General features: G+C 70.8%; 25 protein-coding genes. 10 read left to right on the plus strand and 15 right to left on the minus strand.

All coding sequences use genetic code 11. The features are described 5' to 3' along the window. Positions 1-104 precede the first annotated feature (104 nt). The gene (locus ACT2CW_RS10820; protein ID WP_037958515.1) at positions 105-1,130 is read right to left on the minus strand and encodes a 6-phosphofructokinase; all 1,026 of its coding nucleotides are present in this window, start codon (positions 1,128-1,130) and stop codon (positions 105-107) included. Between the two features lie 209 nt (positions 1,131-1,339). On the opposite strand from ACT2CW_RS10820, the gene pta reads away from it, so the two are divergent. The 3 genes from pta to pyk all read left to right on the plus strand — a co-directional run bounded on the left by pta (position 1,340) and on the right by pyk (position 6,117). Then, positions 1,340-3,475, plus strand: a complete 2,136-nt coding sequence (gene pta / locus ACT2CW_RS10825; protein WP_445516409.1) for a phosphate acetyltransferase — start codon at positions 1,340-1,342, stop codon at positions 3,473-3,475. Next, on the plus strand, positions 3,472-4,617 hold the full coding sequence (locus ACT2CW_RS10830) for an acetate kinase (protein ID WP_445516410.1): 1,146 nt from the start codon (positions 3,472-3,474) through the stop codon (positions 4,615-4,617). The genes pta and ACT2CW_RS10830 overlap by 4 nt, the downstream gene beginning before the upstream one ends. A gap of 72 nt (positions 4,618-4,689) precedes the next feature. After that, the gene (pyk, locus tag ACT2CW_RS10835; RefSeq protein WP_445516411.1) at positions 4,690-6,117 is read left to right on the plus strand and encodes a pyruvate kinase; all 1,428 of its coding nucleotides are present in this window, start codon (positions 4,690-4,692) and stop codon (positions 6,115-6,117) included. A gap of 120 nt (positions 6,118-6,237) precedes the next feature. Here pyk and ACT2CW_RS10840 read toward each other — a convergent pair whose 3' ends face one another. From ACT2CW_RS10840 to ACT2CW_RS10855, 4 genes are all read right to left on the minus strand, one after another. Next, positions 6,238-7,575 (minus strand): hydrogenase expression protein HypF, encoded by a 1,338-nt coding sequence (locus ACT2CW_RS10840; protein WP_445516412.1) that lies wholly within the window; start codon positions 7,573-7,575, stop codon positions 6,238-6,240. After that, on the minus strand, positions 7,553-8,083 hold the full coding sequence (locus ACT2CW_RS10845) for a DUF6114 domain-containing protein (RefSeq protein ID WP_164432910.1): 531 nt from the start codon (positions 8,081-8,083) through the stop codon (positions 7,553-7,555). Before ACT2CW_RS10845 ends, ACT2CW_RS10840 begins: the two co-directional genes overlap by 23 nt. A gap of 136 nt (positions 8,084-8,219) precedes the next feature. After that, positions 8,220-8,837 carry a DUF6230 family protein gene (locus ACT2CW_RS10850; protein WP_164432908.1) on the minus strand — a complete coding sequence of 206 codons (618 nt, stop codon included), beginning with the start codon at positions 8,835-8,837 and terminating at the stop codon, positions 8,220-8,222. A gap of 563 nt (positions 8,838-9,400) precedes the next feature. Next, the gene (locus tag ACT2CW_RS10855) at positions 9,401-10,375 is read right to left on the minus strand and encodes a tetratricopeptide repeat protein (protein ID WP_445516413.1); all 975 of its coding nucleotides are present in this window, start codon (positions 10,373-10,375) and stop codon (positions 9,401-9,403) included. A gap of 138 nt (positions 10,376-10,513) precedes the next feature. On the opposite strand from ACT2CW_RS10855, the gene ACT2CW_RS10860 reads away from it, so the two are divergent. Further along, positions 10,514-11,191: a TetR/AcrR family transcriptional regulator gene (locus tag ACT2CW_RS10860; protein ID WP_182472030.1), complete on the plus strand. Its 678-nt coding sequence runs from the start codon at positions 10,514-10,516 to the stop codon at positions 11,189-11,191. On the opposite strand, the gene ACT2CW_RS10865 is transcribed toward ACT2CW_RS10860, so the two are convergent. The 4 genes from ACT2CW_RS10865 to ACT2CW_RS10880 all read right to left on the minus strand — a co-directional run bounded on the left by ACT2CW_RS10865 (position 11,167) and on the right by ACT2CW_RS10880 (position 15,359). After that, complete coding sequence (locus tag ACT2CW_RS10865) at positions 11,167-12,903, minus strand: acyl-CoA mutase large subunit family protein (protein WP_445516414.1); 1,737 nt, start codon at positions 12,901-12,903, stop codon at positions 11,167-11,169. The two genes, ACT2CW_RS10860 and ACT2CW_RS10865, sit on opposite strands and share 25 nt — an antisense overlap. A 139-nt stretch (positions 12,904-13,042) precedes the next feature. Further along, a complete protein-coding gene (locus tag ACT2CW_RS10870) occupies positions 13,043-13,375 on the minus strand; it encodes a DUF3817 domain-containing protein (RefSeq protein WP_164432901.1) in 333 nt (110 codons plus the stop codon). A 75-nt stretch (positions 13,376-13,450) separates the two neighbouring features. After that, positions 13,451-13,960, minus strand: a complete 510-nt coding sequence (locus ACT2CW_RS10875) for a MarR family winged helix-turn-helix transcriptional regulator (protein WP_138917586.1) — start codon at positions 13,958-13,960, stop codon at positions 13,451-13,453. Positions 13,961-14,003: 43 nt separating this feature from the next. Then, positions 14,004-15,359 carry an MFS transporter gene (locus tag ACT2CW_RS10880; protein WP_445516415.1) on the minus strand — a complete coding sequence of 452 codons (1,356 nt, stop codon included), beginning with the start codon at positions 15,357-15,359 and terminating at the stop codon, positions 14,004-14,006. 79 nt (positions 15,360-15,438) lie between these two features. On the opposite strand from ACT2CW_RS10880, the gene ACT2CW_RS10885 reads away from it, so the two are divergent. Continuing rightward, positions 15,439-16,425, plus strand: coding sequence for a DUF5937 family protein (locus ACT2CW_RS10885; protein WP_445516416.1), 987 nt, complete (start codon positions 15,439-15,441; stop codon positions 16,423-16,425). Between the two features lie 23 nt (positions 16,426-16,448). Here ACT2CW_RS10885 and ACT2CW_RS10890 read toward each other — a convergent pair whose 3' ends face one another. Both ACT2CW_RS10890 and ACT2CW_RS10895 read right to left on the minus strand, forming a co-directional pair. Continuing rightward, positions 16,449-16,742, minus strand: a complete 294-nt coding sequence (locus ACT2CW_RS10890) for an MTH1187 family thiamine-binding protein (RefSeq protein ID WP_445516417.1) — start codon at positions 16,740-16,742, stop codon at positions 16,449-16,451. Continuing rightward, positions 16,739-17,083 (minus strand): DUF3817 domain-containing protein, encoded by a 345-nt coding sequence (locus tag ACT2CW_RS10895; protein ID WP_138913766.1) that lies wholly within the window; start codon positions 17,081-17,083, stop codon positions 16,739-16,741. The genes ACT2CW_RS10890 and ACT2CW_RS10895 overlap by 4 nt, the downstream gene beginning before the upstream one ends. Before the next feature lie 163 nt (positions 17,084-17,246). Here ACT2CW_RS10895 and ACT2CW_RS10900 point away from each other — a divergent pair, with 163 nt between their 5' ends. The 4 genes from ACT2CW_RS10900 to ACT2CW_RS10915 all read left to right on the plus strand — a co-directional run bounded on the left by ACT2CW_RS10900 (position 17,247) and on the right by ACT2CW_RS10915 (position 19,783). Next, positions 17,247-17,885, plus strand: a complete 639-nt coding sequence (locus ACT2CW_RS10900) for an AIM24 family protein (RefSeq protein ID WP_106969168.1) — start codon at positions 17,247-17,249, stop codon at positions 17,883-17,885. Beyond that, positions 17,885-18,535, plus strand: a complete 651-nt coding sequence (locus tag ACT2CW_RS10905) for an AIM24 family protein (protein ID WP_164432896.1) — start codon at positions 17,885-17,887, stop codon at positions 18,533-18,535. The genes ACT2CW_RS10900 and ACT2CW_RS10905 overlap by 1 nt, the downstream gene beginning before the upstream one ends. Beyond that, positions 18,532-19,212, plus strand: a complete 681-nt coding sequence (locus ACT2CW_RS10910) for an AIM24 family protein (RefSeq protein WP_037958467.1) — start codon at positions 18,532-18,534, stop codon at positions 19,210-19,212. Before ACT2CW_RS10905 ends, ACT2CW_RS10910 begins: the two co-directional genes overlap by 4 nt. A 94-nt stretch (positions 19,213-19,306) precedes the next feature. Then, positions 19,307-19,783, plus strand: a complete 477-nt coding sequence (locus tag ACT2CW_RS10915) for a MarR family winged helix-turn-helix transcriptional regulator (protein ID WP_164432894.1) — start codon at positions 19,307-19,309, stop codon at positions 19,781-19,783. 80 nt (positions 19,784-19,863) lie between these two features. Here ACT2CW_RS10915 and ACT2CW_RS10920 read toward each other — a convergent pair whose 3' ends face one another. Both ACT2CW_RS10920 and ACT2CW_RS10925 read right to left on the minus strand, forming a co-directional pair. Then, positions 19,864-21,261: an ATP-binding protein gene (locus tag ACT2CW_RS10920; protein WP_445516418.1), complete on the minus strand. Its 1,398-nt coding sequence runs from the start codon at positions 21,259-21,261 to the stop codon at positions 19,864-19,866. Beyond that, the gene (locus ACT2CW_RS10925) at positions 21,254-21,910 is read right to left on the minus strand and encodes a response regulator transcription factor (RefSeq protein ID WP_138913770.1); all 657 of its coding nucleotides are present in this window, start codon (positions 21,908-21,910) and stop codon (positions 21,254-21,256) included. Before ACT2CW_RS10925 ends, ACT2CW_RS10920 begins: the two co-directional genes overlap by 8 nt. A gap of 112 nt (positions 21,911-22,022) precedes the next feature. On the opposite strand from ACT2CW_RS10925, the gene ACT2CW_RS10930 reads away from it, so the two are divergent. Continuing rightward, positions 22,023-22,589 (plus strand): PepSY domain-containing protein, encoded by a 567-nt coding sequence (locus ACT2CW_RS10930; protein ID WP_445516419.1) that lies wholly within the window; start codon positions 22,023-22,025, stop codon positions 22,587-22,589. Between the two features lie 33 nt (positions 22,590-22,622). On the opposite strand, the gene meaB is transcribed toward ACT2CW_RS10930, so the two are convergent. Then, positions 22,623-23,582 carry a methylmalonyl Co-A mutase-associated GTPase MeaB gene (gene meaB / locus ACT2CW_RS10935; protein WP_445516420.1) on the minus strand — a complete coding sequence of 320 codons (960 nt, stop codon included), beginning with the start codon at positions 23,580-23,582 and terminating at the stop codon, positions 22,623-22,625. Between the two features lie 105 nt (positions 23,583-23,687). Next, on the minus strand, positions 23,688-24,866 hold the full coding sequence (locus ACT2CW_RS10940; protein ID WP_182472099.1) for an acetyl-CoA C-acetyltransferase: 1,179 nt from the start codon (positions 24,864-24,866) through the stop codon (positions 23,688-23,690). Between the last annotated feature and the right edge of the window lie 24 nt (positions 24,867-24,890).

Here is a 24,890-nt window from a genome sequence, read left to right on the forward strand (position 1 = left end):
TTATATCCCCTGACCAGTTCCCCCTTGATCAGGCGGGGACAGTACCAGAGGGGCGGGACCACGGCGGCGGCGCGGGCTACCGGAGAGCCAGCAGCCGTAGTGAATCAGAAGACCGACTCGGCCTCGTCCATCCGGTCCACCGGCACGGTCTTGAGCTCGGTGACCGCGTTGGCGATCGGCACCATCGTGATGTCCGTGCCGCGCAGCGCGGTCATCATGCCGAAGTCGCCCCGGTGCGCCGCCTCGACGGCGTGCCAGCCGAAGCGAGTGGCCAGCACGCGGTCGTACGCGGTGGGCGTGCCACCGCGCTGCACATGCCCCAGGATGACCGGGCGGGCCTCCTTGCCCAGGCGCCGCTCCAGCTCGGCCGCGAGGCGGTTGCCGATCCCGGCGAACCGCTCATGGCCGTACTGGTCGATCTCGCCCTTCTGGTACTCCATGGAGCCCTCGGCCGGGTGCGCGCCCTCGGCGACACAGATGACCGCGAACTTCTTGCCCCGGGCGAACCGCTCCTCGACCATCTTCACCAGCCCGTCGACCTCGAAGGGCCGCTCCGGCAGGCAGATGCCGTGGGCGCCGCCGGCCATTCCGGACTCCAGCGCGATCCAGCCCGCGTGGCGCCCCATGACCTCGACGACCATCACCCGCTGATGGGATTCGGCGGTGGTCTTCAGCCGGTCCATGGCCTCGGTGGCGACGCCGACGGCGGTGTCGAAGCCGAAGGTGCGGTCGGTGGAGGAGATGTCGTTGTCGATCGTCTTGGGGACGCCGACGATCGGGAGCCCGGCGTCGGAGAGCATCCGCGCCGCGGTGAGGGTGCCCTCGCCGCCGATCGGGATCAGTACATCTATCCCGTAGTCACGGGCGTGGTCCTTCGAGGTCTCGCACGCCTCGCGCAGCCGGGCGCGCTCCAGGCGGGAGGAACCGAGGATGGTGCCGCCACGGGCGAGGATGCCGCTGACGGCGTCGAGGTCGAGCTTGCGGTGACGGCCGTCGAGGAGCCCCTTGAAACCGTCCTCGAATCCGATCACCTCGTCTCCGTGGCCGGCGACCGCGCGGTGCACCACCGACCGGATCACAGCGTTGAGACCGGGGCAGTCGCCGCCTGCGGTGAGAACTCCGATGCGCATCGTGCTGTGTCTCCTGCTCCCTACGGGTAGATGTGAGCCAGTCCGATTGTTTCATGGGCGGGGTGGTGCTGTATCCCCCGAGCGACAAGCGCCTTAATCACGGTCGCGGGTATTGTCAAGAGGACTGGGCCGGTCAATGTGGCCGATTTGTGTCCGATGGGCGCACATAACGAAAACACCGACGAACGCCAGAGGAACGGAGAGCACGCGTGACACGCAGCGTGTACGTGACCGGAGTCGAGCGTGGCGACGGACGCCAGGTCGTGGAGCTGGGAGTCATGGAGCTCCTGACCCGCCATGTCGACCGGGTCGGCGTCTTCCGCCCCCTGGTGCACGACGACCCCGACCGCCTCTTCGACCTGCTGCGGGCGCGCTACCGGCTCAGCCAGTCACCGGAGTCCGTCTTCGGCATGACCTACGAGGACGCGGCCACCCTCCAGGCCGAGCGGGGCACCGATGAGCTGGTCTCACAGCTGGTGGGTCGCTTCCACGAGGTCGCCGACGCGTATGACTACGTCCTGGTGCTGGGCAGCGACTACGCGGCCACCAGCCTCCCCGACGAGCTGGGGCTGAACGCCCGGCTGGCCAATGAGTTCGGCGCCTCGGTGATCACGGTGGTCGGCGGGCAGAAGCAGACCGCCGAGTCGGCCGGTGCCGAGGCCCACAACGCCTACCGCGCCTATGAGGGCCGGGGCTGCGAGGTGGTCGCGGTGGTCGTCAACCGGGTGGCGCCCGGGGACCGCGAGGCCATCGCCGGGCGGCTGGCCGCCAAGCTGCCGGTCCCCAGCTATGTGCTGCCCGAGGACGGGTCGCTGTCGGCGCCCACCGTCTCCCAGATCGTCCGCTCCCTGGGCGCCGAGGTGCTGCTCGGCGATCACACCGGGCTCTCCCGGGACGTGCGGGACTTCGTCTTCGGCGGCGCGATGCTGCCGAGCTTCCTGCCCGCGCTGACCGAGGGCTGCCTGGTGGTGACGCCCGGGGACCGCGCGGATCTGATCGTCGGCGCGCTCGCCGCGCACAGCGCGGGCGCCCCGCCGATCGCCGGGGTGCTGCTCACCCTGGACGAGCGGCCGGGTCCGGACATCCTGGCGCTGGCCTCGCGGCTGGCGCCGGGGACCCCGGTGGTGTCGGTGGCGGGCGGGTCCTTCCCGACGGCGGCCGAGCTGTTCGCCATCGAGGGCAAGCTCACGGCGAGCGCGCCGCGCAAGGCGGAGACCGCGCTGGGCCTCTTCGAGCGGCATGTGGACACCGCGGCGCTGACCGAGCGCATCTCGGTGGGCCGCTCCAGCCGGGTCACCCCGATGATGTTCGAGCGCGAGCTGATCGAGCGGTCCCGGTCCCGCCGCCGCCGGGTGGTGCTGCCCGAGGGCGCGGAGGAGCGGGTGCTGCGCGCCGCCGACGTACTGCTCCGCCGCGATGTGTGCGATCTCACACTGCTGGGCGAGGAGGAGCCGATCCGCAAGCGCGCCGCCGAGCTCGGCATCCAGCTCGCCGAGGCGCAGATCATCGATCCGCAGACCTCCCCGCTGCGGGAGCGCTTCGCGGAGAGCTACGCGAAGCTGCGCGCTCACAAGGGCGTCTCCTACGAGCTGGCGTACGACGTGGTGGCCGATGTGTCGTACTTCGGCACGCTGATGGTCCAGGAGGGGCTGGCCGACGGCATGGTCTCGGGCGCGGTGCACTCCACCGCCGCCACCATCCGGCCCGCCTTCGAGATCATCAAGACCGCGCCGGGCGCCCAGATCGTCTCCTCGGTGTTCTTCATGTGCCTGGCCGACCGGGTGCTGGTGTACGGCGACTGCGCGGTCAACCCCGACCCGGGCGCCGAGCAGCTCGCCGACATCGCCATCCAGTCGGCGACGACGGCCGCGAAGTTCGGGGTGGAGCCGAGGATCGCGATGCTGTCGTACTCCACCGGCACCTCGGGCTCCGGCGCGGACGTGGACAAGGTGCGCAAGGCGACCGAGCTGGTCCGCGAGCGCCGCCCGGATCTGCTGGTCGAGGGCCCGATCCAGTACGACGCGGCGGTGGACGCCGCGGTGGCGGCGACCAAGCTGCCCGAGTCCGAGGTGGCGGGCAAGGCCACCGTGCTGATCTTCCCGGACCTGAACACCGGCAACAACACCTACAAGGCCGTGCAGCGCTCGGCGGGCGCCGTCGCGGTCGGCCCGGTCCTCCAGGGCCTGCGCAAGCCGGTGAACGACCTGTCCCGCGGGGCACTCGTACAGGACATCGTCAACACCGTCTCGATCACCGCCATCCAGGCCCAGTCCCCGGCGACCGCCACCTCCCCGGCCTCCCCCACCTCCCCGACCTCCCCGACACAGAAGGCGCAGTCCGCGTGAACGGCTCCCGAGTCCTCGTCCTCAACTCCGGCTCCTCGTCCGTGAAGTACCAGCTGCTGGACATGGCCGACGGCTCCCGTCCTGCCTCCGGCATGGTGGAGCGGATCGGTGAGGGCCCCGTCGCCGACCACTCGGCGGCCCTCAAGCAGGTGGCCGACGAGCTGGCCGCCAAGGGCCTGGGCCTCGACTCGCCCGAGCTGGCGGCGGTCGGCCACCGGGTGGTGCACGGCGGCACCCGGTTCACCGAGCCGACCCTGATCACCGACGAGGTGGTCCAGGAGATCGAGAAGCTGATCCCGCTGGCCCCGCTGCACAACCCGGCCAATGTCACCGGGATCAAGGTGGCCCGCGCGCTGCGCCCGGACCTGCCGCAGGTCGCGGTCTTCGACACGGCGTTCCACTCCACCATCCCGGAGGCGGCGGCGCGCTACGCGATCGACGTGGCGACCGCCGACCGCTGGGGGGTGCGGCGCTACGGCTTCCACGGCACCTCGCACGCGTATGTCTCCCGGGCCACCGCCGCGCTGCTGGGCAAGGAGCCGGCGGAGGTCAACACGATCGTGCTGCACCTGGGCAACGGGGCCAGCGCCTCGGCGGTGCGCGGCGGTGTGTGCGTGGAGACCTCGATGGGGCTGACGCCGTTGGAGGGCCTGGTGATGGGTACCCGTTCCGGGGACATCGACCCGGCGGCGATCTTCCATCTGTCCCGGGTGGGCGGTATGTCGACCGATGAGATCGACACGCTGCTCAACAAGCGCAGCGGTCTTGCCGGGCTGTGCGGGGACAACGACATGCGCGAGATCGGCCGCCGGATGGGCGAGGGCGACCAGGCCGCCCAGCTCGCCTTCGACATCTACATCCACCGGCTGCGGAAGTATGTGGGCGCGTACACCGCGGTGCTCGGACGGGTGGACGCCATCGCGTTCACCGCCGGTGTGGGGGAGAACTCCGCGGCGGTACGGGAGGCGGCGATGCGCGGCCTCACCGCTTTCGGCGTCGAGGTGGACGGCGTCCGCAACGCGCTGCGCTCCGCCACGGCGCGGCTGATCTCCACGGAGACCAGCCGGGTCGCGGTGGCCGTGGTGCCCACCGATGAGGAGATGGAGATCGCCAGCCAGACGTATCACCTGGTCAGCGCCTAGGCTCCAGTTCCGCTCCGCCCTGCCCTTGACTTAAATATTCCGCTCCGAAACAAACCCGATAGGATCTGCCTCATGCGCCGTTCCAAAATCGTCTGCACTCTGGGCCCCGCCGTCGACTCCTACGACCAGCTGAAGTCCCTGATCGAGGCCGGGATGAACGTGGCCCGGTTCAATATGAGCCACGGAAGCCACCCGGAGCACGAGGAGCGGTACCACCGCGTCCGCAAGGCCTCCGAGGAGACCGGGCACGCGGTCGGCGTCCTCGCCGACCTCCAGGGCCCCAAGATCCGTCTGGAGACCTTCAAGGACGGACCGGTGGAACTGGTCCGCGGGGATGAGTTCATCATCACCACCGAGGACGTGGACGGTGACCGGACCATCTGCGGCACCACCTACAAGGGGCTGCCGGGCGACGTCTCCAAGGGCGACCAGGTCCTGATCAACGACGGCAATGTCGAGCTGCGGGTCACCTCCGTCGAGGGCCCGCGGGTGCGGACCATCGTCATCGAGGGCGGGGTGATCTCCGACCACAAGGGGATCAACCTGCCGGGTGCGGCGGTCAATGTGCCCGCGCTGTCCGAGAAGGACATCGAGGACCTGAAGTTCGCCCTGCGGATGGGGTGCGACATGGTCGCCCTGTCCTTCGTCCGGGACGCGGCCGACGTCCGGGACGTCCACCGGATCATGGACGAGGTGGGCCGCCGGGTGCCGGTGATCGCCAAGGTGGAGAAGCCGCAGGCGGTCGCCAACATGACCGATGTCGTCGCGGCCTTCGACGGGGTGATGGTGGCCCGTGGTGACCTCGCGGTGGAGTATCCGCTGGAGAAGGTCCCGATGGTGCAGAAGCGGCTGATCGAGCTCTGCCGCCGCAACGCCAAGCCGGTGATCGTCGCGACCCAGATGATGGAGTCGATGATCACCAACTCCCGGCCGACCCGCGCCGAGGCGTCCGACGTCGCCAACGCGATCCTGGACGGCGCCGACGCGGTGATGCTCTCCGCCGAGTCCTCGGTCGGCTCCTACCCGATCGAGACGGTCAAGGTGATGTCCCGGATCGTCCAGGCCGCCGAGCAGGAGCTGCTCTCGCGCGGTCTCCAGCCGCTGGTGCCCGGCAAGAAGCCGCGCACCCAGGGCGGTTCGGTGGCCCGCGCGGCGTGCGAGATCGCCGACTTCCTGGGCGCCAAGTCGCTGGTGGCCTTCACCCAGTCCGGCGACACCGCCCGCCGGCTCTCCCGCTACCGCGCCCAGCAGCCGATCGTGGCCTTCACCACCGACGCGTCCACCCGCAACCAGCTCACGCTGAGCTGGGGCGTGGAGTCCTTCGTGGTGCCGTATGTCGAGCACACCGACGCGATGGTCGACCTGGTGGACGCCGAGCTGCTGAAGCTGGGCCGCTACTCCGAGGGCGATACCATGATCATGACCGCCGGTTCGCCCCCCGGCGTCCCCGGCACCACCAACATGGTCCGGGTGCACCACCTGGGCGGCGCGAGCGAGTAGCGCCGAACGCCCCGTAACGCGACCGTGGGCACCGCCTTTCGAGTGAAGGCGGTGCCCACGGTCGTTTCCCTCCTCATGGAGGGGTGTGCGGCTCCCGAACGGGTCGGTGGGGGCGCGGGATCACTCCCCGGTCTTGAACAGGTGCATACCCGGAACGGTCAGATCGCCACCGAACTGACCGGCCTGGGTGACCGTGACGTCGGTGAAGAACACCTCGGGGATGTTCACCGGCGGCGGGCTCTTGGGGCTGAAGGTGATCGGGATGAGCCCCAAGAGGTTCCCCTTCAGCTCCTCGGTGTACATGGTCACCGTGCCGTTGCGAATGGTCGAGGTGGACCCCTCGCGCGCCTGCACATGCGTGGTGGTCCCGGCCGGGCCCACCACCAGCTGGTGGAGATCCTTGATGTCCACGCCCGAGGCGGTGAACTTCAGGACCTTCTTGATCTGGCCCCCCTGCGTCTTGACCTCCACGATGCCCTTGTAGTCCAGGCCGTGCAGGCTCAGCATCGTGCTCTTGAGGGTCCAGGGGTCCTCGGGAAGCAGGCTCGAGGTCGGGTCCGTCTCGGCGTTCTCGTACGCGTCGGCGTCGAACTTCGGGCAGGGGAACGCCTCCTTGCCGTCCGCGTCCTTCGAGGCGGACGCGGAGGGCTTGGGAAGCGCCTTGTCCGCCTTGTCCTTGGCGTCGTCGACGGTCTTGCCCACCCCGTCCACGGTGTCCTTGACGCCCTTGTCCACCTTGTCCACCGTGTCCTTGACCGGATCGGTGAGCTTGTCGGAGGACTTGGACGGGGACGGCGACGGCGACGAGCTGGGCTTGTCGCTGGAGGACGGGCTCGGCGAGGCGCTCGGCTCGGCCGACTCGTCCCCACTCTTGTCGTCGGGCGTGAGGACGTCGTGGAGCGTGTCCCCGAGTCCCAGCGGGTCCAGCGGGTTCTTGGACTCGGACGGGCTCGGCGAGGCCGACGGCTCCTTCGACTCCTGCTCGTCCTCGGAGCCGGACGACGGAGCGGAGGAGGAACGGGACGGAGACGGCGTGGGAGTGGCCTTGTCGTCCCGGGACCCGGTCTGGCCACCCGAGGACTCCTCGGAGCCCTTGGAGCCGTCCTGGGAGCCCTTATCGGACGAATCCTTGGCGTCCTTGTCCTCGCCCTGGGCGTCCGAGGCGTCCTTGCCGCCCTTGGCGTCCTTGTCCGCCTCGTCCGGCTGCGACACACACGGGCCGGGCTTGTAGCGGTCCTCGGGCCGGGGGTTGGCCGAGGCGAGCTGCGGAGTGAGCCCCATGCCCATCAGCACGGCCGTCGGCATGGCCGCCAGCGCTATGGCCTTGCCGGCGGGCACCTGAAGGCGGGTGAGTACCGACTTCTTCGGTGCCGCGTGCCGCGGGCCGGTTCTGACCCGGCGTGGGCTCACTCCCTCCGGCTGCTCGGGTCGGTCTTCACCCCGCACGGTGCCTCCCATTCCTGGCTTCCTGGTCCGGCGCGGACCCGGCCCCGGCCGGCTCCGGCACGTTCCCACCGTTCCCGTCGTCCTCTGAAGCGTTTCCCGGCCCCTCGGCCGGCTGCGCGGAGGGAGCCTCCCCGGGGGCCCAGGCGATGCTCATGCCGCCGCCGAACAGCGCGAGCAGGAAACCCATCACGAAGCCGCCGAAGTTCGAGACGGGGATCGACACCAGACCGAGCAGGATCGTGGCGACTCCGGCGAACACCCGCACCATGGGCTGGAACCACATGGTCAGGCCCAGGACCACCAGCAACACCCCGATGATCAGCGAGGCCGATCCGGCGGTGGTGGACATGTTGATGGTGAATCCACCGGCGTTGAGGTCGTTGTACGGGAAGTACATGATCGGTACGCCCGCCAGCAGGCTCAACAGCCCGGCCCAGAACGGGCGCTGCCAGCGCCATGCCCTGAAGGACCCCCGCCAACGGCTGAAACGGTCACTCGCCCCCGGCGACTCGGCACTCATTGAAAACAGCTCCCTGGGGCTGGCGATCGGTGTGATCGCGGTTGTTCTACAGCGGTACTAGCCTGGCGCATACACGCTGCGGGTCGATGCCCGGGTGAGGGGCAGCACGGCGGCCCCCCACCCTTGGCTCAGCTGATCAGAAGCACTCGTTCTTGCCCTTGCTGACCTTCATCGAAAGGCCGGAGAGCTTGAACGTGCCCGCGCTGGTCGCCCAGGCGGTCTGCTTCACACCGGTCAGCGTGGCGGAATCGGACTGCTGGCCGAACGAACCAGGATCGGCCGCGTCACCCTTGTTGATGCCGGGACCCTTGTGGGCGTCACCCGCCGCGACACCGATGTCGATCCCACGGAACGTGGCGTCCGCGTTGAGCTGATCGAGATCGATGAAGAGGTTCTTGGCCTCAACCTGCTTGCTGCCGTTGCCGGCCGTCAGCTTCAGCGACACATCGCCGAAGACCGGAACCGGGATCACGACGGACTGGCACAGGCCCTTGAGCTTCGCGCTCTTGAACGCCGACACCGCGACGGGGACCTTCTTGCCCCCGTGCTGGGTGTCAAGCGCGCCGTACTGCGCGAACCCGGTGCCGTCGAGCCGGTCGACCGAGACCTTGAACTGCTGACCGGATACGTTGAACGAGGCCGCGAGCGCACCCTGGGACAGGGCGACGCCGATCGCGGCCGTGGCAGCAACGCTCGGCACCATGACAACGGCGAACCGCTTCCATCTGGTGCCGCCACGAGCCACGGACTCCATGACTTTCCTCCTTCTCGGACGTACATCTCCGGCCGGGGCGGGGCCCCGGACCTGGGATGGGAGAAGTGCTACGTCCTCGGGAAGGAGAGCGCCCACGTCTCACAGGCGCACACCGCACCCGAAACACCGGCGATCACCCCCGAGCGACAACCACTGGCCACGCAATCTCGCGCAACCTCCTGGACAGGCCCTGCCTTGTGGGCAGAGACCCCCCTGTCCACGGTCGGCGCCACTGCCGCCGACCTGCCCGGTGGGGACCCAACCACACCGACGCGCCGACCGGATGCCGAGCTACGGGGGGGATGGACCGAGCTTGGCCGATCGTGGTCCATTCCCGGCCTGGGCACAAGGGGTTCGTTACTAGCGAGTAACGGACGGATAACCGAACTGCGGCAGGACGGTCGAGATCGGCCACGCAGGGTTGCCGGACAGTGACCGGAAAGAGAGGGAGATTTACTCCAAGACCGGACAAAGCCGGGGCTCATCCTTACTGGCAGTAACAGCGACCGCGTTTACCAAGTTTTGGTAAAGAGCGGTCGCTGTGTTGTTTGAGGAGCCGGAGGTCAGAACAGCACCCGCGCCAACGCGCCGCGCGCCGCCACCACTCGGGGGTCCTCACCGCCGATCACCTCGAAGAGGCTCAGGAGATGAACGCGGGCCGCGTCCCGGTCCTCCCCCGCCGTACGGCGCACCGCGTCCACCAACCGGCCGAAGGCGTCCTCCACATGACCGCCCACCAGGTCGAGGTCGGCCGCCGCGATCTGGGCCTTGACATCCGCCGGGCTCTCCGCGGCCGCCTTGCGCACCTGCGTGGCGTCCACTCCCTGGACGCGCTCCAGCAACTGGGCCTGGGCCAGGCCGAGCTTGGCCTCGCCGTTGGCGGGGTCGTCGGCGAGCACGTTCTGGTACGCCCGCACCGCACCGCCCAGGTCACCGGCGTCCAGCGCCTGATGGGCCGCGGCGAGCGCGCGGTCCTGCGGCGACTCGGGGGCCGCCGGGGCGGCGGCCTCCTCGGCGCCCTCGTCCTGGGCGCCGGGTTCGACCGGTGTACCCACGATGCCGAACTGCTGCTCCGCCGCCTGGATCAGCTGGTCCAGCACCTGGCGGATCTGTGCCTCGGGCGCGGCGCCCTGGAAGAGCGGCACCGGCTGGCCCGCGATCACCGCGAAGACCGCGGGGATCCCCTGGACGCCGAACTGCTGGAAGAGCATCTGGTTGGCGTCGACGTCGATCTTCGCGAGGACGAACTGCCCCGCGTACTCGGTGGCCAGCCGCTCCAGGACGGGACCGAGCTGCTTGCACGGCTCGCACCACTCGGCCCAGAAGTCGATGACGACCGGCACTTCGGTGGAGCGTTGCAGGACGTCCTGCTGAAAACCCGCCTCGTCGACATTGAAGATCAGACGGCCGGGCGCGGGCGCGCCTCCGGTGCGGGCCGCGTCGGCCCGCGCCCGCTCCGCCTTCTGCTTCGCTTCTCCGGCCGCCTTCACCGCGGCGAGGTCGACCACTCCACTCATGGACATGTTCCGTGGCTGCATGGTCCCATCCTCCCCTCTTCGCGCGGTGAAGGGAAAAGCGCATCGGCCCGTGGACCGGCCGTGGCACACCCTTACGCTACGAGTCGTAGCGTAACTCACCCGGGACGATGCGCGGTACTGGCGGGTAGGGTGCCGCGCATGAGCCCGTCCGCACGCCGCACCGGGCGCCCGCGCAGCGCCGAGGCCGACCGCGCCATCCTGGGCGCGACGCGTGCCGCCCTGGTGGAACTGGGCTGGGCGAAGCTGACCCTGGGCGATGTGGCGGCCCGCGCCGGAGTCGCCAAGACGACGCTCTACCGCCGCTGGGCGAGCAAGTGCGAGCTGGTGGTGGACGCGGTCGCGGCGGTCTTCGACGAACACCTGGAAGCCGGCGACCACGGCAGTCTGCACGCCGATGTGGAGGCCGCGGTGATCCGGCTGGGGGCGCTGCTGGAGCGCCCCGAGACGGGCACCGCGCTGATGGCCGTCCTCGCCGAGGCCATGCACGACGAGTCGCTGCGGTGCCGGGTGCGCTCGGCGATCGTGGACCGGCAGAAGCGGCTGGTGACGATCGGCCGGGAGCGCGCCCGGCTCCGCGGTGAGCTGCCGCGCGAGGAGGCCCCGGAGGCGTCGGCCCGCAACGCGGACCTGATCTTCGACGCGGTCGCCGGGACGGTGCTCCACCGGCTGATGGTCAGCGCGGAGCCGGTGGACCCGCGCTGGGCGCGGGACTTCACGGATCTGCTGCTGTACGGGATGACCGGGGCGGACTCCGAGGGCGCCGCGGCCGCCGGATCCGCTCCGGACGGGGCTCAGAAGCCGGCCGGTTCCGTGTAGACGCCCCACTCGTCGCGCAGGGCGCCGCAGATCTCGCCGAGCGTGGCCTCGGCGCGCACCGCGGCCAGCATCGGCTCGATCATGTTGGAGCCCTCGCGGGCGGCGGCGATCATCGCCTGGAGCCCCTTGGTGATCTCGGCCTCGTCGCGCCCGGCCCTACGGCCGCCCAGCGCCCGCACCTGCTCGCGCTCGACCTCGTGGCTGACCCGCAGGATCTCCAGATCGCCGGTGACCGAGCCCTCGTGGCAGTTGACGCCGACGACCTTCTTGTCGCCCTTCTCCAGGGATCGCTGGTAGCGGAAGGCGGATTCGGCGATCTCGCCGGTGAACCAGCCGTCCTCGATGCCCTGGAGGATGCCCGCGGTGATCGGCCACCGCGGCTCCTGCCCGTCCGGCACCGTACGGCGGCCGCGCTCCTTGATCTGCTCGAAGATCTTCTCGGCGTCGGCCTCGATCCGGTCGGTCAGCGCCTCGACGTACCAGGAACCGCCCAGCGGGTCGGCCACATTGACCACCCCGGTCTCCTCCATCAGCACCTGCTGGGTGCGCAGGGCGATTTCGGCGGCCCGCTCACTGGGCAGCGCGAGGGTCTCGTCCAGGGCGTTGGTGTGCAGCGAGTTGGTGCCGCCGAGGACCGCGGCGAGGGCCTCCACGGCGGTCCGCACCACGTTGTTGTACGGCTGCTGGGCGGTGAGCGAGACCCCGGCGGTCTGGGTGTGGAACCGCAGCCACTGCGCCTTCTCGCTGGTGGCCCCGTAGACATCGCGCATCCAGCGGGCCCAGATCCGGCGGGCGGCGCGGAACTTGGCGATCTCCTCGAAGAAGTCGACATGCGCGTCGAAGAAGAAGGACAGCCCGGGGGCGAAGGTGTCGACGTCCAGACCCCGGGAGAGGCCGAGCTCCACATAGCCGAAGCCGTCGGCGAGGGTGTACGCGAGCTCCTGCGCGGCCGTCGCCCCGGCCTCGCGGATGTGGTAGCCGGAGACGGACAGCGGCTTGTACGCGGGGATGCCCTCGGAGCAGTACTCCATGAGGTCGCCGATCAGCTTCAGATGCGGCTCGGGCGGGAAGAGCCACTCCTTCTGGGCGATGTACTCCTTGAAGATGTCCGTCTGGAGCGTGCCGTTCAGCCGTGAGACGTCCACGCCCTGGCGCTCGGCGGCGACCAGGTACATACAGAAGACCGGGACGGCCGGGCCGCTGATGGTCATCGAGGTGGTGACATCGCCGAGCGGGATGTCCTTGAAGAGGATCTCCATATCGGCGGCGGAGTCGATGGCGACACCGCAGTGGCCGACCTCGCCGAGCGAGCGCGGGTCGTCGGAGTCGCGGCCCATCAGCGTGGGCATGTCGAAGGCGACCGAGAGCCCGCCACCGCCCGCCTCGAGAATCATCTTGTAGCGCTCATTGGTCTGCTCGGCATTGCCGAACCCGGCGAACTGGCGGATGGTCCAGGACCGGCCCCGGTACCCGGTGGCGTAGAGGCCGCGGGTGAACGGGAACTCCCCGGGCCAGCCGATCCGCTCGAACCCCGCCACGGAGTCGCCCGGGGCGGGTCCGTAGACCGGCTCGACGGGGTCCCCCGACAGCGTCGAGCGCGTCCAATCCCTTGGGGGCTTCGCCCCCAAACCCCCGGCCGCGTCGCGCTTGTGTGCCGCGTCGTATCGGGCCTGCCACCGTCGGCGGCCCGCGTCAATGCCTTCGGCGTCCATGCTGCAAAAGTACTAGGACGTCCTACTAATTGTCGACGCAAGACTCACCGCATCCGGCCGATCGGGTGACCCCGGCACATGCGTCCGCGCGCCTCGTCCGGGCTCGGACGGACGCGCGGAGTTACCTCGAAACCGCCGGTCAGACCTGCGCGGGCGCGGGCTCGGCGCCGCTGACCAGCGGTTCCACCTCGTGGGTGACCTTGCGCTCGACGAAGAACGCGGCCGTCGGGATGGTGCCCGCCACCAGGACCCACAGCAGCTTGCCGAACGGCCACTTGGCCTTGGAGCCGAGGTCGAAGGCGAAGACCAGGTAGACGATGTAGAGCACGCCGTGGATCTGGGAGACCACGAGCGTGAGGTCCTCGCCCGTGTCGAAGCCGTACTTGAACACCATGCAGGTGCAGAGCACGAGCAGCATCACTGCGGTGATGTAGGCCATGACCCGGTAGCGGGTCAGCACACTGCGTTTCATGCCCTGAGCGTAACCGCCCGTTCCGGGGCGATCTTCGCCGCCCCCGGTCTTCGGCGGCCGCCCCCGAGGCCCCGCTCAGTCGTCGTCGAAGTCCTCCGCCGAGACCCTCAGCGGGCGCAGCATCTCGAAGATCCGGCCGCAGTCCTCGGCGTCGTAGACCCCGAGCCCGAACTCCATCGCCATCAGATCGCGGGTGGCCGACTCGACCACCTCACGGCCCCGGTCGGTGATCGAGGCCAGGGTGCCGCGGCCGTCGTTGGGGTTCGGCCGCTTGTCGACCAGACCCGATTTGACCAGGCGGTCCACCGTATTGGTGACCGAGGTCGGGTGGACCATCAGCCGCTCGCCGATCTTGGACATCGGCAGCTCACCGGACTTGGAGAAGGTGAGCAGCACCAGCGCCTCATAGCGGGCGAAGGTCAGTCCGTAGGGTCTGACGACCGCGTCGACCTGGCTGAGCAGGATCTGGTGGGCCCGCATGATCGAGGTGATCGCGGCCATCGACGGCACGGATCCCCACCGCTGCTTCCAGAGCTCATCGGCGCGGGCGATGGGGTCGAACGACAGGCTGAGCGGCTTCGGCACACCACCGACCCTACCGGCCGGTCATATCGTGGTCAGCCCTATCTCACACTTCGGGCCGGGCGGGTCCGGAGACCGTACGCCGCACCTCCAGCGCCACCAGCAGCGAGCACAGCGCCCCGCAGCCGCCCGCCGTCGCGGCCACCACATGGACCGGTACGAACTCGGCGACCGCGCCGGAGACCGCCATGCCGAGGCCCTGCGCGGTCATCAGCCCGGCCGACATCGCCGTCATCGCCCGGCCGCGCAGCTCATCGGGGACGGCGGCGAGGAACCACTGGTCGAGGCCGAGGCTGTAGGCGATACCGCAGCCGGTCAGCACCTGGAGGGCCAGCACCCAGCCGAACGACGGATGGCCGGCGTACCCCAGGGCGGGCAGCATCGCCGCGACGCCGACCGGCAGCGTCAGCCGGGCCCTGGCACGCGGCCCGAGCAGCGAGCCCACCAGCGCCTCACTGGCGATCGCGCCCACCGGCATCCCGCACATCAGCAGCCCGAGGCCCACCGAGCCGAGGCCCAGCCCATCGGAGTACGGCGTCAGCAGGACCTCGGGCATCACCACGAACATCGGCGGCACCCACGACAGCAGCATCAGCGCCCGGATCCTGCGGTCCGCGAACAGCCGCCGGATCCCGCTCAGCGAGTCCCCGAGCAGGGGGCACCTCCCAGCGGTAGCCGGGGGAGCCCCGCCCCCGGTCAGCCCGCGCGCCGGGCGGCGGCGGGTGCCGAAGCGGAGCACCAGCGCCGAGCCGACGAGCGCCGCCGCGGTGAGCGCCAGCGCGGCCCGCGGCGAGACGGCGGCCAGCAGCAGCCCGCCGACGCCGAACCCGGCCAGCTGCGCGGTCTGGGCGGTGATCCGGAGGACCGAGCGGCCCAGTACGAAGGCGTCGCCCTCGCCGAGGACGTCGCCGAGCGTCGCCGACCGGGTGCCGCTGAACACCGGGGAGATCGCGGCGGGCACACAGCGCAGCGCGAGCAGCGCCGCCACCGGCATCCCCGGCACCACCATGGCGGCCACGCACGCGGCGTGCACCAGATCGCAGACCACCAGCACCCGGCGGGCCGGGAAGCGGTCGGCGACGGAGGACAGCAGGGTGCCGCCGATCACGTACGGCAGCATCGAGGTGGCGAACGTCAGGGCGCTCAGCAGCGGCGATCCGGTGAGCCGGAAGACCAGGACGGACAGCGCGAGCTGCCCGACCACCTCGCCGAGCATGGAGACCAGGTGCGCGGCGAAGACGGCCCGGAACTCACCGACCGCGAACACCGCGCGGTAGCCAACGCTCCCCGGGCCCCGCGGCGGCCCCTCGTCGGCGCCGGGCGCGAGCTCGGGTCGGGAGGCGGGCGCGTCGGGGCGCGACTCGAGGGGGCCCGTGGTGCCGGGCCCGGAGGGCGTTGACATGCCGGAAGCGTGCCCGTACGGGCGGGGCGGGCTCTAATGTTTCGGACTGAGCCGAATCTTCGGGATCCCGGGGGCGCAGATGCCACTGCACATGCAGTTCGGTACGGATGATCTGCTGCGCTGCCGGTTCGCCATCTCGCCCCTGTGCCAAACGCACGAGGCGGTGCGCACCCTGCGCCGGACCGAGCGGCACGGCTATCACCTGCCGTGGCTGCGGCGGGTGCGGGAGGCGCTGGCCGGGCTCGACCTGTCGGAGCTGTGGCTGCTGATGCCGGTGCGCGGCTACACCCCGGACTTCCTGGGCCCGCCGCCTGAGGTGCCGTACGCGCCGTTCGAGGACGAGCTGGCGCGGATGCGGGCCACGGACCCCGCCGCCGCCCGCCGTGAACTGGCCCTGTCCCTGGAGTGCACCCCGGGGGCGGCCGGCTCCGCGCGGGGCCGGGCGATGCTGGAGGATCCGGCGCGGGCCGTCCAGCGGCTGGCGGAGGTGACCGAGGCCGCCTGGCGGGCCCTGGTGGAGCCGGACTGGCCCCGGCTGCGGGCGTTACTGGAGGCCGATATCGCCTATCGCTCGCGGCAGCTGGCCGAGGGCGGCCTGGAGCGGCTGTTCGCGGATCTGCGCCCGGCGCTGCGCTGGACGGACGGCACGCTCACCATCCGCAACTCCGTGGTGCCCGCCCAGACGCAGGACCTCGACGGCCGGGGAGTGCTGCTGATGCCCAGCGTCTTCGTCTGGCCGGATGTGATCAGCGGTTTCGTCCCGCCGTGGCAGCCCACGGTGATCTATCCGGCGCGCGGGGTCGGCGGGCTGTGGCGGGAGCCGGACGCGGTCACGGCGGACGCGCTCGTACGGCTCCTGGGGGCCAGCCGCGCCGCGATCCTCGCCGGTCTGGAGGAGCCCGCGTCCACCACGGCCCTGGCCGCCCGGCACCGCCTGGCGCCCTCGTCGGTCTCGGCGCATCTGGCGGTGCTGCGCGGCGCCGGGTTGCTCAGCTCCCGGCGCCAGGGCCATCAGGTGCTGTACGAGCGCACCCCGCTGGGCATGGCCCTGGTGGGCGGGGGCTGAGGGCCGCCGCCCACACCGGGTGCTCAGTCGGAGAGGTACCGCTCGACGGTCTCGACCTTGGAGGTCAGACCGTCCGTGACGCCCGGGCGGATATCGGCCTTGAGGACCACCGAGACCCGGGGCGCCCGCGCCTCCACCACCGCGACGGCGCGCCTGACGACGTCCATGACCTCGTCCCACTCGCCCTCGATCGAGGTGAACATCGCGTCCGTACGGTTCGGCAGCCCCGACTCGCGGACCACCCGCACCGCGTCGGCCACGTACTCCCCCACGTCCTCGCCGACGCCCAGCGGCGTCACCGAAAAGGCCACGATCATGCGTTGACCACGCCCTCCTTACGGGCGCGGGCCGCGATCACCCCGGCCTCGGCCTCCCGCTTGAGCTTGCGCTCGGCGAAGAAGCCGCCGGTGGGCAGGACGGAGAGGACGAAGTACAGGGCCGCGGTCTGCCACCCCCACTTGGCGCGGTTCCAGGCGTCCGCCCAGAAGACCACGTAGAGGATGAAGAGCACGCCGTGCACCATGCCCATCACCGGCACCGCGTTGAAGTCCGTGGTGCGCTTGAGCACCGAGCAGATGAGCAGCAGCAGGAACGACACGGCCTCGGGCGCGGAGACCAGGCGGAGCCGGCGCAGCGCGGTGGCGGTCTTGAAGTCCACGAGAGCACCTTCGTGTGAAGAGAGAGACACGGACCAGCTTGTGAAGGAATGCACAAGCTTTCGCCCATTGTCGCAGCCGCGCGGGCGATCTCCGTCCGGGGGGCACCTCATGCCCCCGGCGCTCCCTGTCCCCCGACGTCGCCGGACCGCTACCGTCGGCTCCGTGGCTCAGTTTCGGCTCCAGGGAAGCAGGGTGCTCGCGGTCGACCTGACCGGCGACTCCGTGAAGGCCAAGAACGGCGCGATGGTCGCCTACGAGGGGGAGATGACCTTCAAGAAGAGGACGGGCGGCGGGGAGGGGCTGCGCGGGATGGTGACCCGGCGGCTCACCGGTGAGCAGATGGCGGTCATGGAGGTGAAGGGGCACGGCACGTGCTACTTCGCCGACCGGGCGAGCGAGATCAACCTGGTGTCGCTGCGGGGCGAGAAGCTCTATGTGGAGTCCAGCAATCTGCTGTGCACGGACTCCGCGCTGCGCACCGGCACCTCCTTCACCGGGCTGCGCGGCTCCGCGCAGGGCAACGGCCTGTTCACCACGACCGTCGAGGGCACCGGCCAGGCCGCGCTCGTCTCCGCCGGCACGGCGGTCGTGCTGCGCGTCACCCCGCAGACCCCGCTCCAGGTCGACCCGGGCGCGTACATCGCCCACACCGGCGGCCTCAAGCAGCACTTCCAGGCGGGGGTGAACTTCCGCGCGCTGATAGGCGAGAGCGGCGGGGAGTCCTTCCAGATCCGCTTCGAGGGCGATGGGCTGGTCTACGTCCAGCCCAGTGAGCGCAACACGATCGGGGGTGAGGTGTGATGCCGTTCAATCTGCTCACCTCGCGGATGGTGGAGGCCCAGGTGCTGCCCGGACAGACCCTGTTCAGCCAGCGTGGCGCGATGCTCGCCTATCGCGGGGACGTCCGCTTCACCCCCAGCATCACCGGCGGCCAGGGCGGGCTGCGGGGGATGATCGGGCGGCGGGTCGCCAATGAGGCCACCCCGCTGATGACCGTCGAGGGCCAGGGCACGGTGATGTTCGGGCACGGCGGCCACCACGTCCATGTGATCGACCTGGTCGGCGACACCCTCTATGTGGAGTCGGACCGGCTGCTGGCCTTCGACGGCTCGCTGCGCCAGGGCACGATGTTCCTGGGCGCCCAGGGCGGGGTGATGGGCATGGTGCGCGGCCAGGTCACCGGCCAGGGGCTGTTCACCACGACCCTGGAGGGGCGGGGCTCGGCGGCGGTCATGGCGCACGGCGGGGTGCTGGAGCTGCCGATCGTCCCGGGACGTCCGGTCCATGTCGATCCGCAAGCCTATGTCGCCCACCGGGGTGATGTTCGCAATAAGCTCTCGACGGCGATCGGCTGGCGCGAAATGGTGGGCCGCGGCTCGGGCGAGGCGTTCCAACTGGAGCTGTCCGGCACCGGCACGGTCTACGTCCAGGCATCGGAGGAGAAGCTGTGAACGGCCCCGTCATCCATGACGCCTGGACGCTGCCCGTCGACGACAACATCAATCCGTACGCCTTCAGCGTGGATCTGAACGGCCAGTGGTTCCTCCAGAAGGGGAAGATGGTCGCCTACTACGGGCAGATCGACTTCCAGGGCGTCGGACTCGGCCACCTCGACCACCTCATCGCGCACAGCTTCCACTCCCCGCTGCACGCGGCGGAGTGGGTGGTGGCCGAGGGGCAGGGCAAGATGGTGCTCGCGGACCGCGCCTTCGACGTCAACTCCTACGACCTGGACGACGGCAACCTCTCCATCCGGTCCGGCAATCTGCTCGCCTTCCAGCCCTCGCTGTCCCTGAAGCAGTCCATCGTCCCGGGCTTCCTCACCCTCATCGGCACGGGGAAGTTCGTGGCCGCCTCCAACGGGCCCGTGGTCTTCATGGAGCCGCCGATCCGGGTGGATCCGCAGGCGCTGGTCGGCTGGGCGGACTGCCCGACGCCGTGCCACCACTACGACCACGAGTATCTGCGCGGCTTCCTCGGGGCCGTCCGGTCGCGCACCGGCATCGGGGGCGCCTCGGGCGAGGAGCACCAATTCGAGTTCGTGGGCGCGGGGACCGTACTGCTCCAGTCCACGGAGGAGGTCGTCGCCGAGATATCGGTCGGCGAGACAGGGGGTACCGGTTCGTGAGCGCGAAGGTGCGGAGTGTAACGTCGAACAGGTGACCTCTAGCCCGATACATCCATTGGTTCGGAATTCAACTTCTATAGGTAGAATACATCCCATGGAGACCGAGAACGGCACGCGCTGGCTCAGCGACGAGGAACAGCGCGCCTGGCGCACCCACCTGGATGTCAGCCGGCTGCTGACCTACCAGCTCGAAAAAGACCTCCAGCCGTTCGGCCTGACCATGAACGACTACGAGATCCTGGTCAACCTCTCGGAGTCGGAGGACCACCGGATGCGGATGAGCGATCTCGCGTCCGCGACCCTACAGTCCAAGAGCCGGCTGTCCCACCAGATCACCCGGATGGAGAACGCCGGCCTGGTCCGCCGCGAGAACTGCGAATCGGACCGGCGGGGGCTGTACGCCGTACTGACCGAGCAGGGCTGGGACACCATGCGCAAGGTCGCCCCCCACCATGTGGCGTCCGTGCGCAGGCACTTCATCGATCTGCTCGCGCCGGATGACCTCAAGGCGCTGTACGGATCGCTGGTGCCCGTCGCGGAGCATCTGCGCACCCAGCGGGGCCGGGTCTAAGCAGTGTCCGACGGGGCGTGACGCCCGCGGCGGGCCGCGGCTCCGCCGGGTGGTCCGCCGGACAGCCCGTACCTCACCGCCTACCTCGGCAGCCGCAGCTCGAACAGGGCGCCGCCCTCGGGTGCCGCCCGGACGGCCAGCGTGCCGCCGTGGCGCACCGCCACGTCCCGCGCGATGGCGAGGCCGAGCCCGGCCCCGCCATCGTCGCGGCTGCGGGCGTCGTCGAGCCGTACGAACCGCTCGAAGATCCGCTCCCGCTCGGCCTCGGGCACCCCCGCACCGTCGTCCGCGACCTCCAGCACGGCCCACCGGCCCTCGTCGCGCACCGCCACCCGCACCCCGCTCCGGGCGTGCCGCTGGGCGTTGTCGATCAGATTGCCCAGCACCTGGGCCAGCTGCCCGCGCGAGCCCGGCACCGCGACCGGCGCCGTCTCCTCCCGTACCGGCACCCGGTCCGCCACCCGCTGGGCCAGCTCCTCGCGCACCAGGGCGTCCAGCGCCACCGGCGTCCCTCCGGTGGGCCGCTCCCCCGCGTCCAGCCGGGCCAGCAGCAGCAGGTCGGCCGCGAGCCGCTGGAGCCGCACCACGTCCTCCACCGCGCCGTCCAGGTCCAGCAGCTCCGGATGGGCCGCGCCCACCTCCAGCTGGGTGCGGAGCGAGGCCACCGGGGAGCGCAGCTCATGGGAGGCGTCGGCCACGAAGGCCCGCTGCCGCTCCACGGACGCCTCCAGCGCCGTGAGCGTCTCGTTGGTGGTCCGGGCCAGCCGCGCCACCTCGTCGTACGACCCCGGCTCTGGCACCCGCCGGGACAGGTCCGTGCTCGCCGTGATGGCGGCCATCTCGCGCCGGATGCCCTCCACGGGCCGCAGCGCCCGCCGGGTCACCAGCCAGGTCACGGCGGCCACGACCACCAGCAGCAGCGGCAGCCCGAGCAGCATCGCGTCCCGCACCGTGGTGACCGCGCCGCGCTCGGTGGCCAGCGGGGCGCCCGCGTAGACGGTGACGTCCTCGCCGGACGGGTCGGTGGCCTCCACGGCCGCCCAGACGTAGTCGGCGGTCTCCCCGTCGACACGGGCGGAGCCGTCGCCGTACTCCTCCCCGGAGGAGACCTTTCCGGCGCCGCTGTCGTCATCGTCGGTGTCGTCGTCCCCGACGCCCGCCGCGACGGGCTTCACGGACGCGCTCCCGGTGCCCGTCACGGCCTCCAGATCCTCGCTGACCGCCCGCACCCGGCCGTCCTCGTCCACGACCTGCACCGGGACGCTCTCGTCCAGCTTCAGCGACCCGTAGCCCGCCCCCGCGGCTATCTTCGACGCCACCTCCCGCGCGTCCACCTGGGCCTTCAGCCGCGCCTGGTCCCCCAGATCGGAGCGCAGCACCTGGAGCACCGCGATCCCCGCCGCCACCAGGGCCACCGCCACCACCAGGGTCGCCCCCAGCGCGGCCCGCGCCCGTACCGAACCGAACGCCTTACGCACGGAGCCGGTACCCCGCTCCCCGTACGGTCTCGATGAGCCCCGCGCCCAACTTGCGGCGCAGGGCGCTCACATACACCTCGACGATGTTGGGGTCGCCGTCGTAGGCGAAGTCCCACACATGCTCCAGGATGTCGGGCTTGGAGACGACGTCGCCCGCCCGCGTCGCCAACTGCTCCAGCACGGAGAACTCCTTGGCGGTCAGCGGCACCTCCCGGCCGTCCCGCTCCACCCGGCGCGCGCCCCGGTCCACGGTGAGCGGCCCCACCCGCATCACCGGGGAGGCCCCGGGGCCGCGCCGCCGCAGCAGCGCCCGTATCCGCGCCACCAGCACCACATACGAGAACGGCTTGGTCAGATAGTCATCGGCCCCGGTGTCGAGCCCCTCCGCCTCGTCGTACTCGCCGTCCTTGGCGGTGAGCATCAGGATCGGCACCTCGTGCCCGGCGGCCCGGAGCGCCCCGCACACGCGGTAGCCGTTCAGCCCCGGCAGCATGATGTCGAGGACGACGAGGTCGTACACCCCCTCCTGGGCACGGTGCAGCCCCTCCCGGCCGTCGTGCGCCACATCGACGGCGAACCCCTCCGCCCGCAGCCCCTTGGCCAGCGACAGGGCCAGCCGCCGCTCGTCCTCCACGATCAGCACACGCATGCGACCAGCGTCGCAGAGCCAACCTGAAGATCTCTTCAGGCGGCTTCAGGTGGGCTTCAGCATCGATCGGCCAGGGTGGTTGGCGTCCGAACACGAATGGGGAGGAACCCACATGAAGCGCAACATCGTCATCGCGTCCGTCGCCGCGGCCGCCCTGGTCACCGGCGGTACGGCCGTCGCCGTGGCGGGCACCCAGTCCTCGTCCCCGGCGGCCCGGTCCGCGTCCCCGGCGGCCGCGTCCACCGGCGCCTCGCTGACCCAGGCGGCCGACGCCGCGCTGAAGGCCGTCCCGGGCACGCTGGACTCCATCGACCGCGACCACGGCCGCTGGGAGGCGGACGTCCTGGGCAAGGACGGCAAGTGGCACGAGGTCACGCTGGACGCCAACGGCAAGGTGATCGACCAGCGGGTGGACCCGGACGACAACGACCCCGAGGACGCCGCCGAGGCCAAGGCCCTGCGGAACGCCGACGTCTCGGCCATCGAGGCGGCCCGGAAGGCCGCGCCCCAGTCCACCGTGACCTCCGTGGAGTTCGACGGCGACCGCACCCCGGTGTGGGAGGTCGAAACCGTCAAGAACCACAAGGAGCGTGACCTGACCGTAGACGCCCACTCGGGCAAGGTCACCCAGGCCCCGGCCGACGACGACCACGGCGACGACGACAGCGACGACGACTGACGGGAGGGGGAGCGGGGGCGGGCCCCGCTCCCGTCACCCCTGTTCGGTCACCGCCGCCACCAGCTCGTCCGCCGCCGTGTACGGGTCCAGCTCGCCCGCGACGACCCGCTCGGCGAGGGCGCCCAGGCGGCGGTCGCCGTGCAGATCGCCGATCCGCTCCCGCAGCGCGGTCACCGCGATCGTCTCGACCTCGCCCGCCGCCCGCCGCATCCGGCGCTCCGCGAGCACACCGTGCTCCTCCATCCACGCACGGTGCTTCTCCAGTGCCTCGACGACCTCGTCGATCCCCTCAGCGCGCGCCGCCACGGTCTTCACGATCGGCGGCCGCCAGTCGCCCGGCGACCGCGCCTCGCCCAGGCCCAGCATGTGGTTGAGCTCGCGGGCCGTGGCGTCGGCGCCCTCCCGGTCGGCCTTGTTGACCACGTACACATCGCCGATCTCCAGGATCCCGGCCTTGGCCGCCTGGATCCCGTCGCCCATCCCCGGCGCGAGCAGCAGCACGCTGGTGTCGGCCTGGGCGGCGATCTCGACCTCGGACTGGCCGACGCCCACCGTCTCCACCAGGATCACCTCGCAGCCGGCCGCGTCCAGCACCCGGATGGCCTGCGGGGCGGCCCAGGCGAGCCCGCCGAGATGGCCGCGGGTGGCCATGGAGCGGATGTAGACGCCGGGGTCGGAGGCGTGCTCCGACATCCGCACCCGGTCGCCGAGGAGCGCCCCGCCGGAGAACGGCGAGGAGGGGTCCACGGCGAGCACGCCCACCCGTTTGCCCGCCCGCCGGTAGGCGGAGACGAGCGCGGAGGTCGACGTGGACTTGCCGACCCCCGGCGAGCCGGTCACCCCGACCACATACGCGCCCCCGGCCAGCGGAGCGAGCGCGGCCATCACCTCGCGCAGCTGCGGCGAGGCGCCCTCGACCAGCGAGATCAGCCGGGCGACCGCACGCGGCCGCCCCTGCCGTGCCTGCTCCACCAGCGTGGGCACATCAGCCATGGGTGCCGTACTCCTTATCGCCTGAGCACATTGAGCGCATTGAGCGCAATCGCTCGATCACCTCGATCACCTCGATCACAGCGGGACCCGAATCCCCGCAGGGGACTACTTCCCCGCCGGCACCCGCAGGATCAGCGCGTCGCCCTGCCCGCCGCCACCGCACAGCGCCGCCGCACCCGTGCCGCCGCCGCGCCGCCGCAGCTCCAGCGCCAGATGCAGCGCGATGCGCGCGCCGGACATCCCGATGGGGTGGCCGAGGGCGATCGCGCCCCCATTCACATTCACCTTTTCGGGGGAGACGCCCAGGTCCTTCATTGACTGCACGGCGACCGCGGCGAACGCCTCGTTGATCTCGATGAGATCGAGGTCGTCCACCGTCAGCCCGTCCTTGCCCAGGGCGTGCGCGATCGCGTTGGACGGCTGCGACTGGAGGGAGTTGTCGGGTCCCGCCACATTTCCGTGGGCGCCGATCTCGGCGATCCACTCCAGACCGAGCTCCTCGGCCTTGGCCCTGCTCATCACGACGACCGCGGCGGCACCGTCCGAGATCTGCGACGACGTGCCCGCGGTGATCGTCCCGTCCTTGGTGAACGCGGGCCTGAGCCGGGCCAGCAGCTCCGCGGTGGTCTCGCCGCGGATGCCCTCGTCCTTGTCGAAGACCACCGGCTCACCCTTGCGCTGCGGGATCTCCACCGGGGTGATCTCGGCGTCGAAGAGGCCGTTCTTCTGCGCGGCGGCGGCCCGCTGGTGGGACTGGGCCGCGAACTCGTCCTGCTCGGGGCGCTGGATGCCCAGCCGGGTGTTGTGCTTCTCGGTGGACTCGCCCATGGCGATCTGCTCGAAGGCGTCCGTGAGCCCGTCGTACGCCATCGCGTCGAGCATCTCGACCGCGCCGTACTTGTACCCCTCACGGGACTTGGGCAGCAGATGGGGGGCGTTGGTCATGGACTCCTGGCCGCCCGCGACCACGATGTCGAACTCACCGGCGCGGATCAGCTGGTCGGCCAGGGCGATCGCGTCCAGCCCGGAGAGGCAGACCTTGTTGATCGTGAGGGCCGGTACGCTCATCGGGATACCGGCCTTGACCGCCGCCTGACGGGCGGGGATCTGCCCGGTGCCCGCCTGGAGCACCTGCCCCATGATCACGTACTGCACCTGCTCGGCACCGACCCCGGCCCGCTCCAGCGCGGCCTTGATCGCGATCCCGCCCAGGTCGGCGCCGGAGAATGAGCGCAGACTGCCGAGCAGTCGTCCCATGGGCGTGCGCGCGCCCGCCACCATCACAGAGGTCGTACGAGACATTGGTGC

Source organism: Streptomyces sp. NEAU-174 (genome assembly GCF_052665095.1).

Excerpts from the sequence above, each read along its gene's own strand:
- ACT2CW_RS10820 (WP_037958515.1), bottom strand. The coding sequence starts at position 1,130 with ATGCGCATCGGAGTTCTCACCGCAGGCGGCGACTGCCCCGGTCTCAAC.
- ACT2CW_RS10890 (WP_445516417.1), bottom strand. The coding sequence starts at position 16,742 with ATGATCGTGGCCTTTTCGGTGACGCCGCTGGGCGTCGGCGAGGACGTG.
- ACT2CW_RS10840 (WP_445516412.1), bottom strand. The coding sequence starts at position 7,575 with ATGGGAGGCACCGTGCGGGGTGAAGACCGACCCGAGCAGCCGGAGGGA.
- ACT2CW_RS10850 (WP_164432908.1), bottom strand. The coding sequence starts at position 8,837 with ATGGAGTCCGTGGCTCGTGGCGGCACCAGATGGAAGCGGTTCGCCGTT.
- pyk (WP_445516411.1), top strand. The coding sequence starts at position 4,690 with ATGCGCCGTTCCAAAATCGTCTGCACTCTGGGCCCCGCCGTCGACTCC.
- ACT2CW_RS10855 (WP_445516413.1), bottom strand. The coding sequence starts at position 10,375 with ATGCAGCCACGGAACATGTCCATGAGTGGAGTGGTCGACCTCGCCGCG.
- ACT2CW_RS10925 (WP_138913770.1), bottom strand. The coding sequence starts at position 21,910 with ATGCGTGTGCTGATCGTGGAGGACGAGCGGCGGCTGGCCCTGTCGCTG.
- ACT2CW_RS10905 (WP_164432896.1), top strand. The coding sequence starts at position 17,885 with ATGCCGTTCAATCTGCTCACCTCGCGGATGGTGGAGGCCCAGGTGCTG.
- ACT2CW_RS10885 (WP_445516416.1), top strand. The coding sequence starts at position 15,439 with ATGCCACTGCACATGCAGTTCGGTACGGATGATCTGCTGCGCTGCCGG.
- meaB (WP_445516420.1), bottom strand. The coding sequence starts at position 23,582 with ATGGCTGATGTGCCCACGCTGGTGGAGCAGGCACGGCAGGGGCGGCCG.
- ACT2CW_RS10860 (WP_182472030.1), top strand. The coding sequence starts at position 10,514 with ATGAGCCCGTCCGCACGCCGCACCGGGCGCCCGCGCAGCGCCGAGGCC.
- ACT2CW_RS10870 (WP_164432901.1), bottom strand. The coding sequence starts at position 13,375 with ATGAAACGCAGTGTGCTGACCCGCTACCGGGTCATGGCCTACATCACC.
- ACT2CW_RS10930 (WP_445516419.1), top strand. The coding sequence starts at position 22,023 with ATGAAGCGCAACATCGTCATCGCGTCCGTCGCCGCGGCCGCCCTGGTC.
- ACT2CW_RS10845 (WP_164432910.1), bottom strand. The coding sequence starts at position 8,083 with ATGAGTGCCGAGTCGCCGGGGGCGAGTGACCGTTTCAGCCGTTGGCGG.
- ACT2CW_RS10880 (WP_445516415.1), bottom strand. The coding sequence starts at position 15,359 with ATGTCAACGCCCTCCGGGCCCGGCACCACGGGCCCCCTCGAGTCGCGC.
- ACT2CW_RS10865 (WP_445516414.1), bottom strand. The coding sequence starts at position 12,903 with ATGGACGCCGAAGGCATTGACGCGGGCCGCCGACGGTGGCAGGCCCGA.
- ACT2CW_RS10915 (WP_164432894.1), top strand. The coding sequence starts at position 19,307 with ATGGAGACCGAGAACGGCACGCGCTGGCTCAGCGACGAGGAACAGCGC.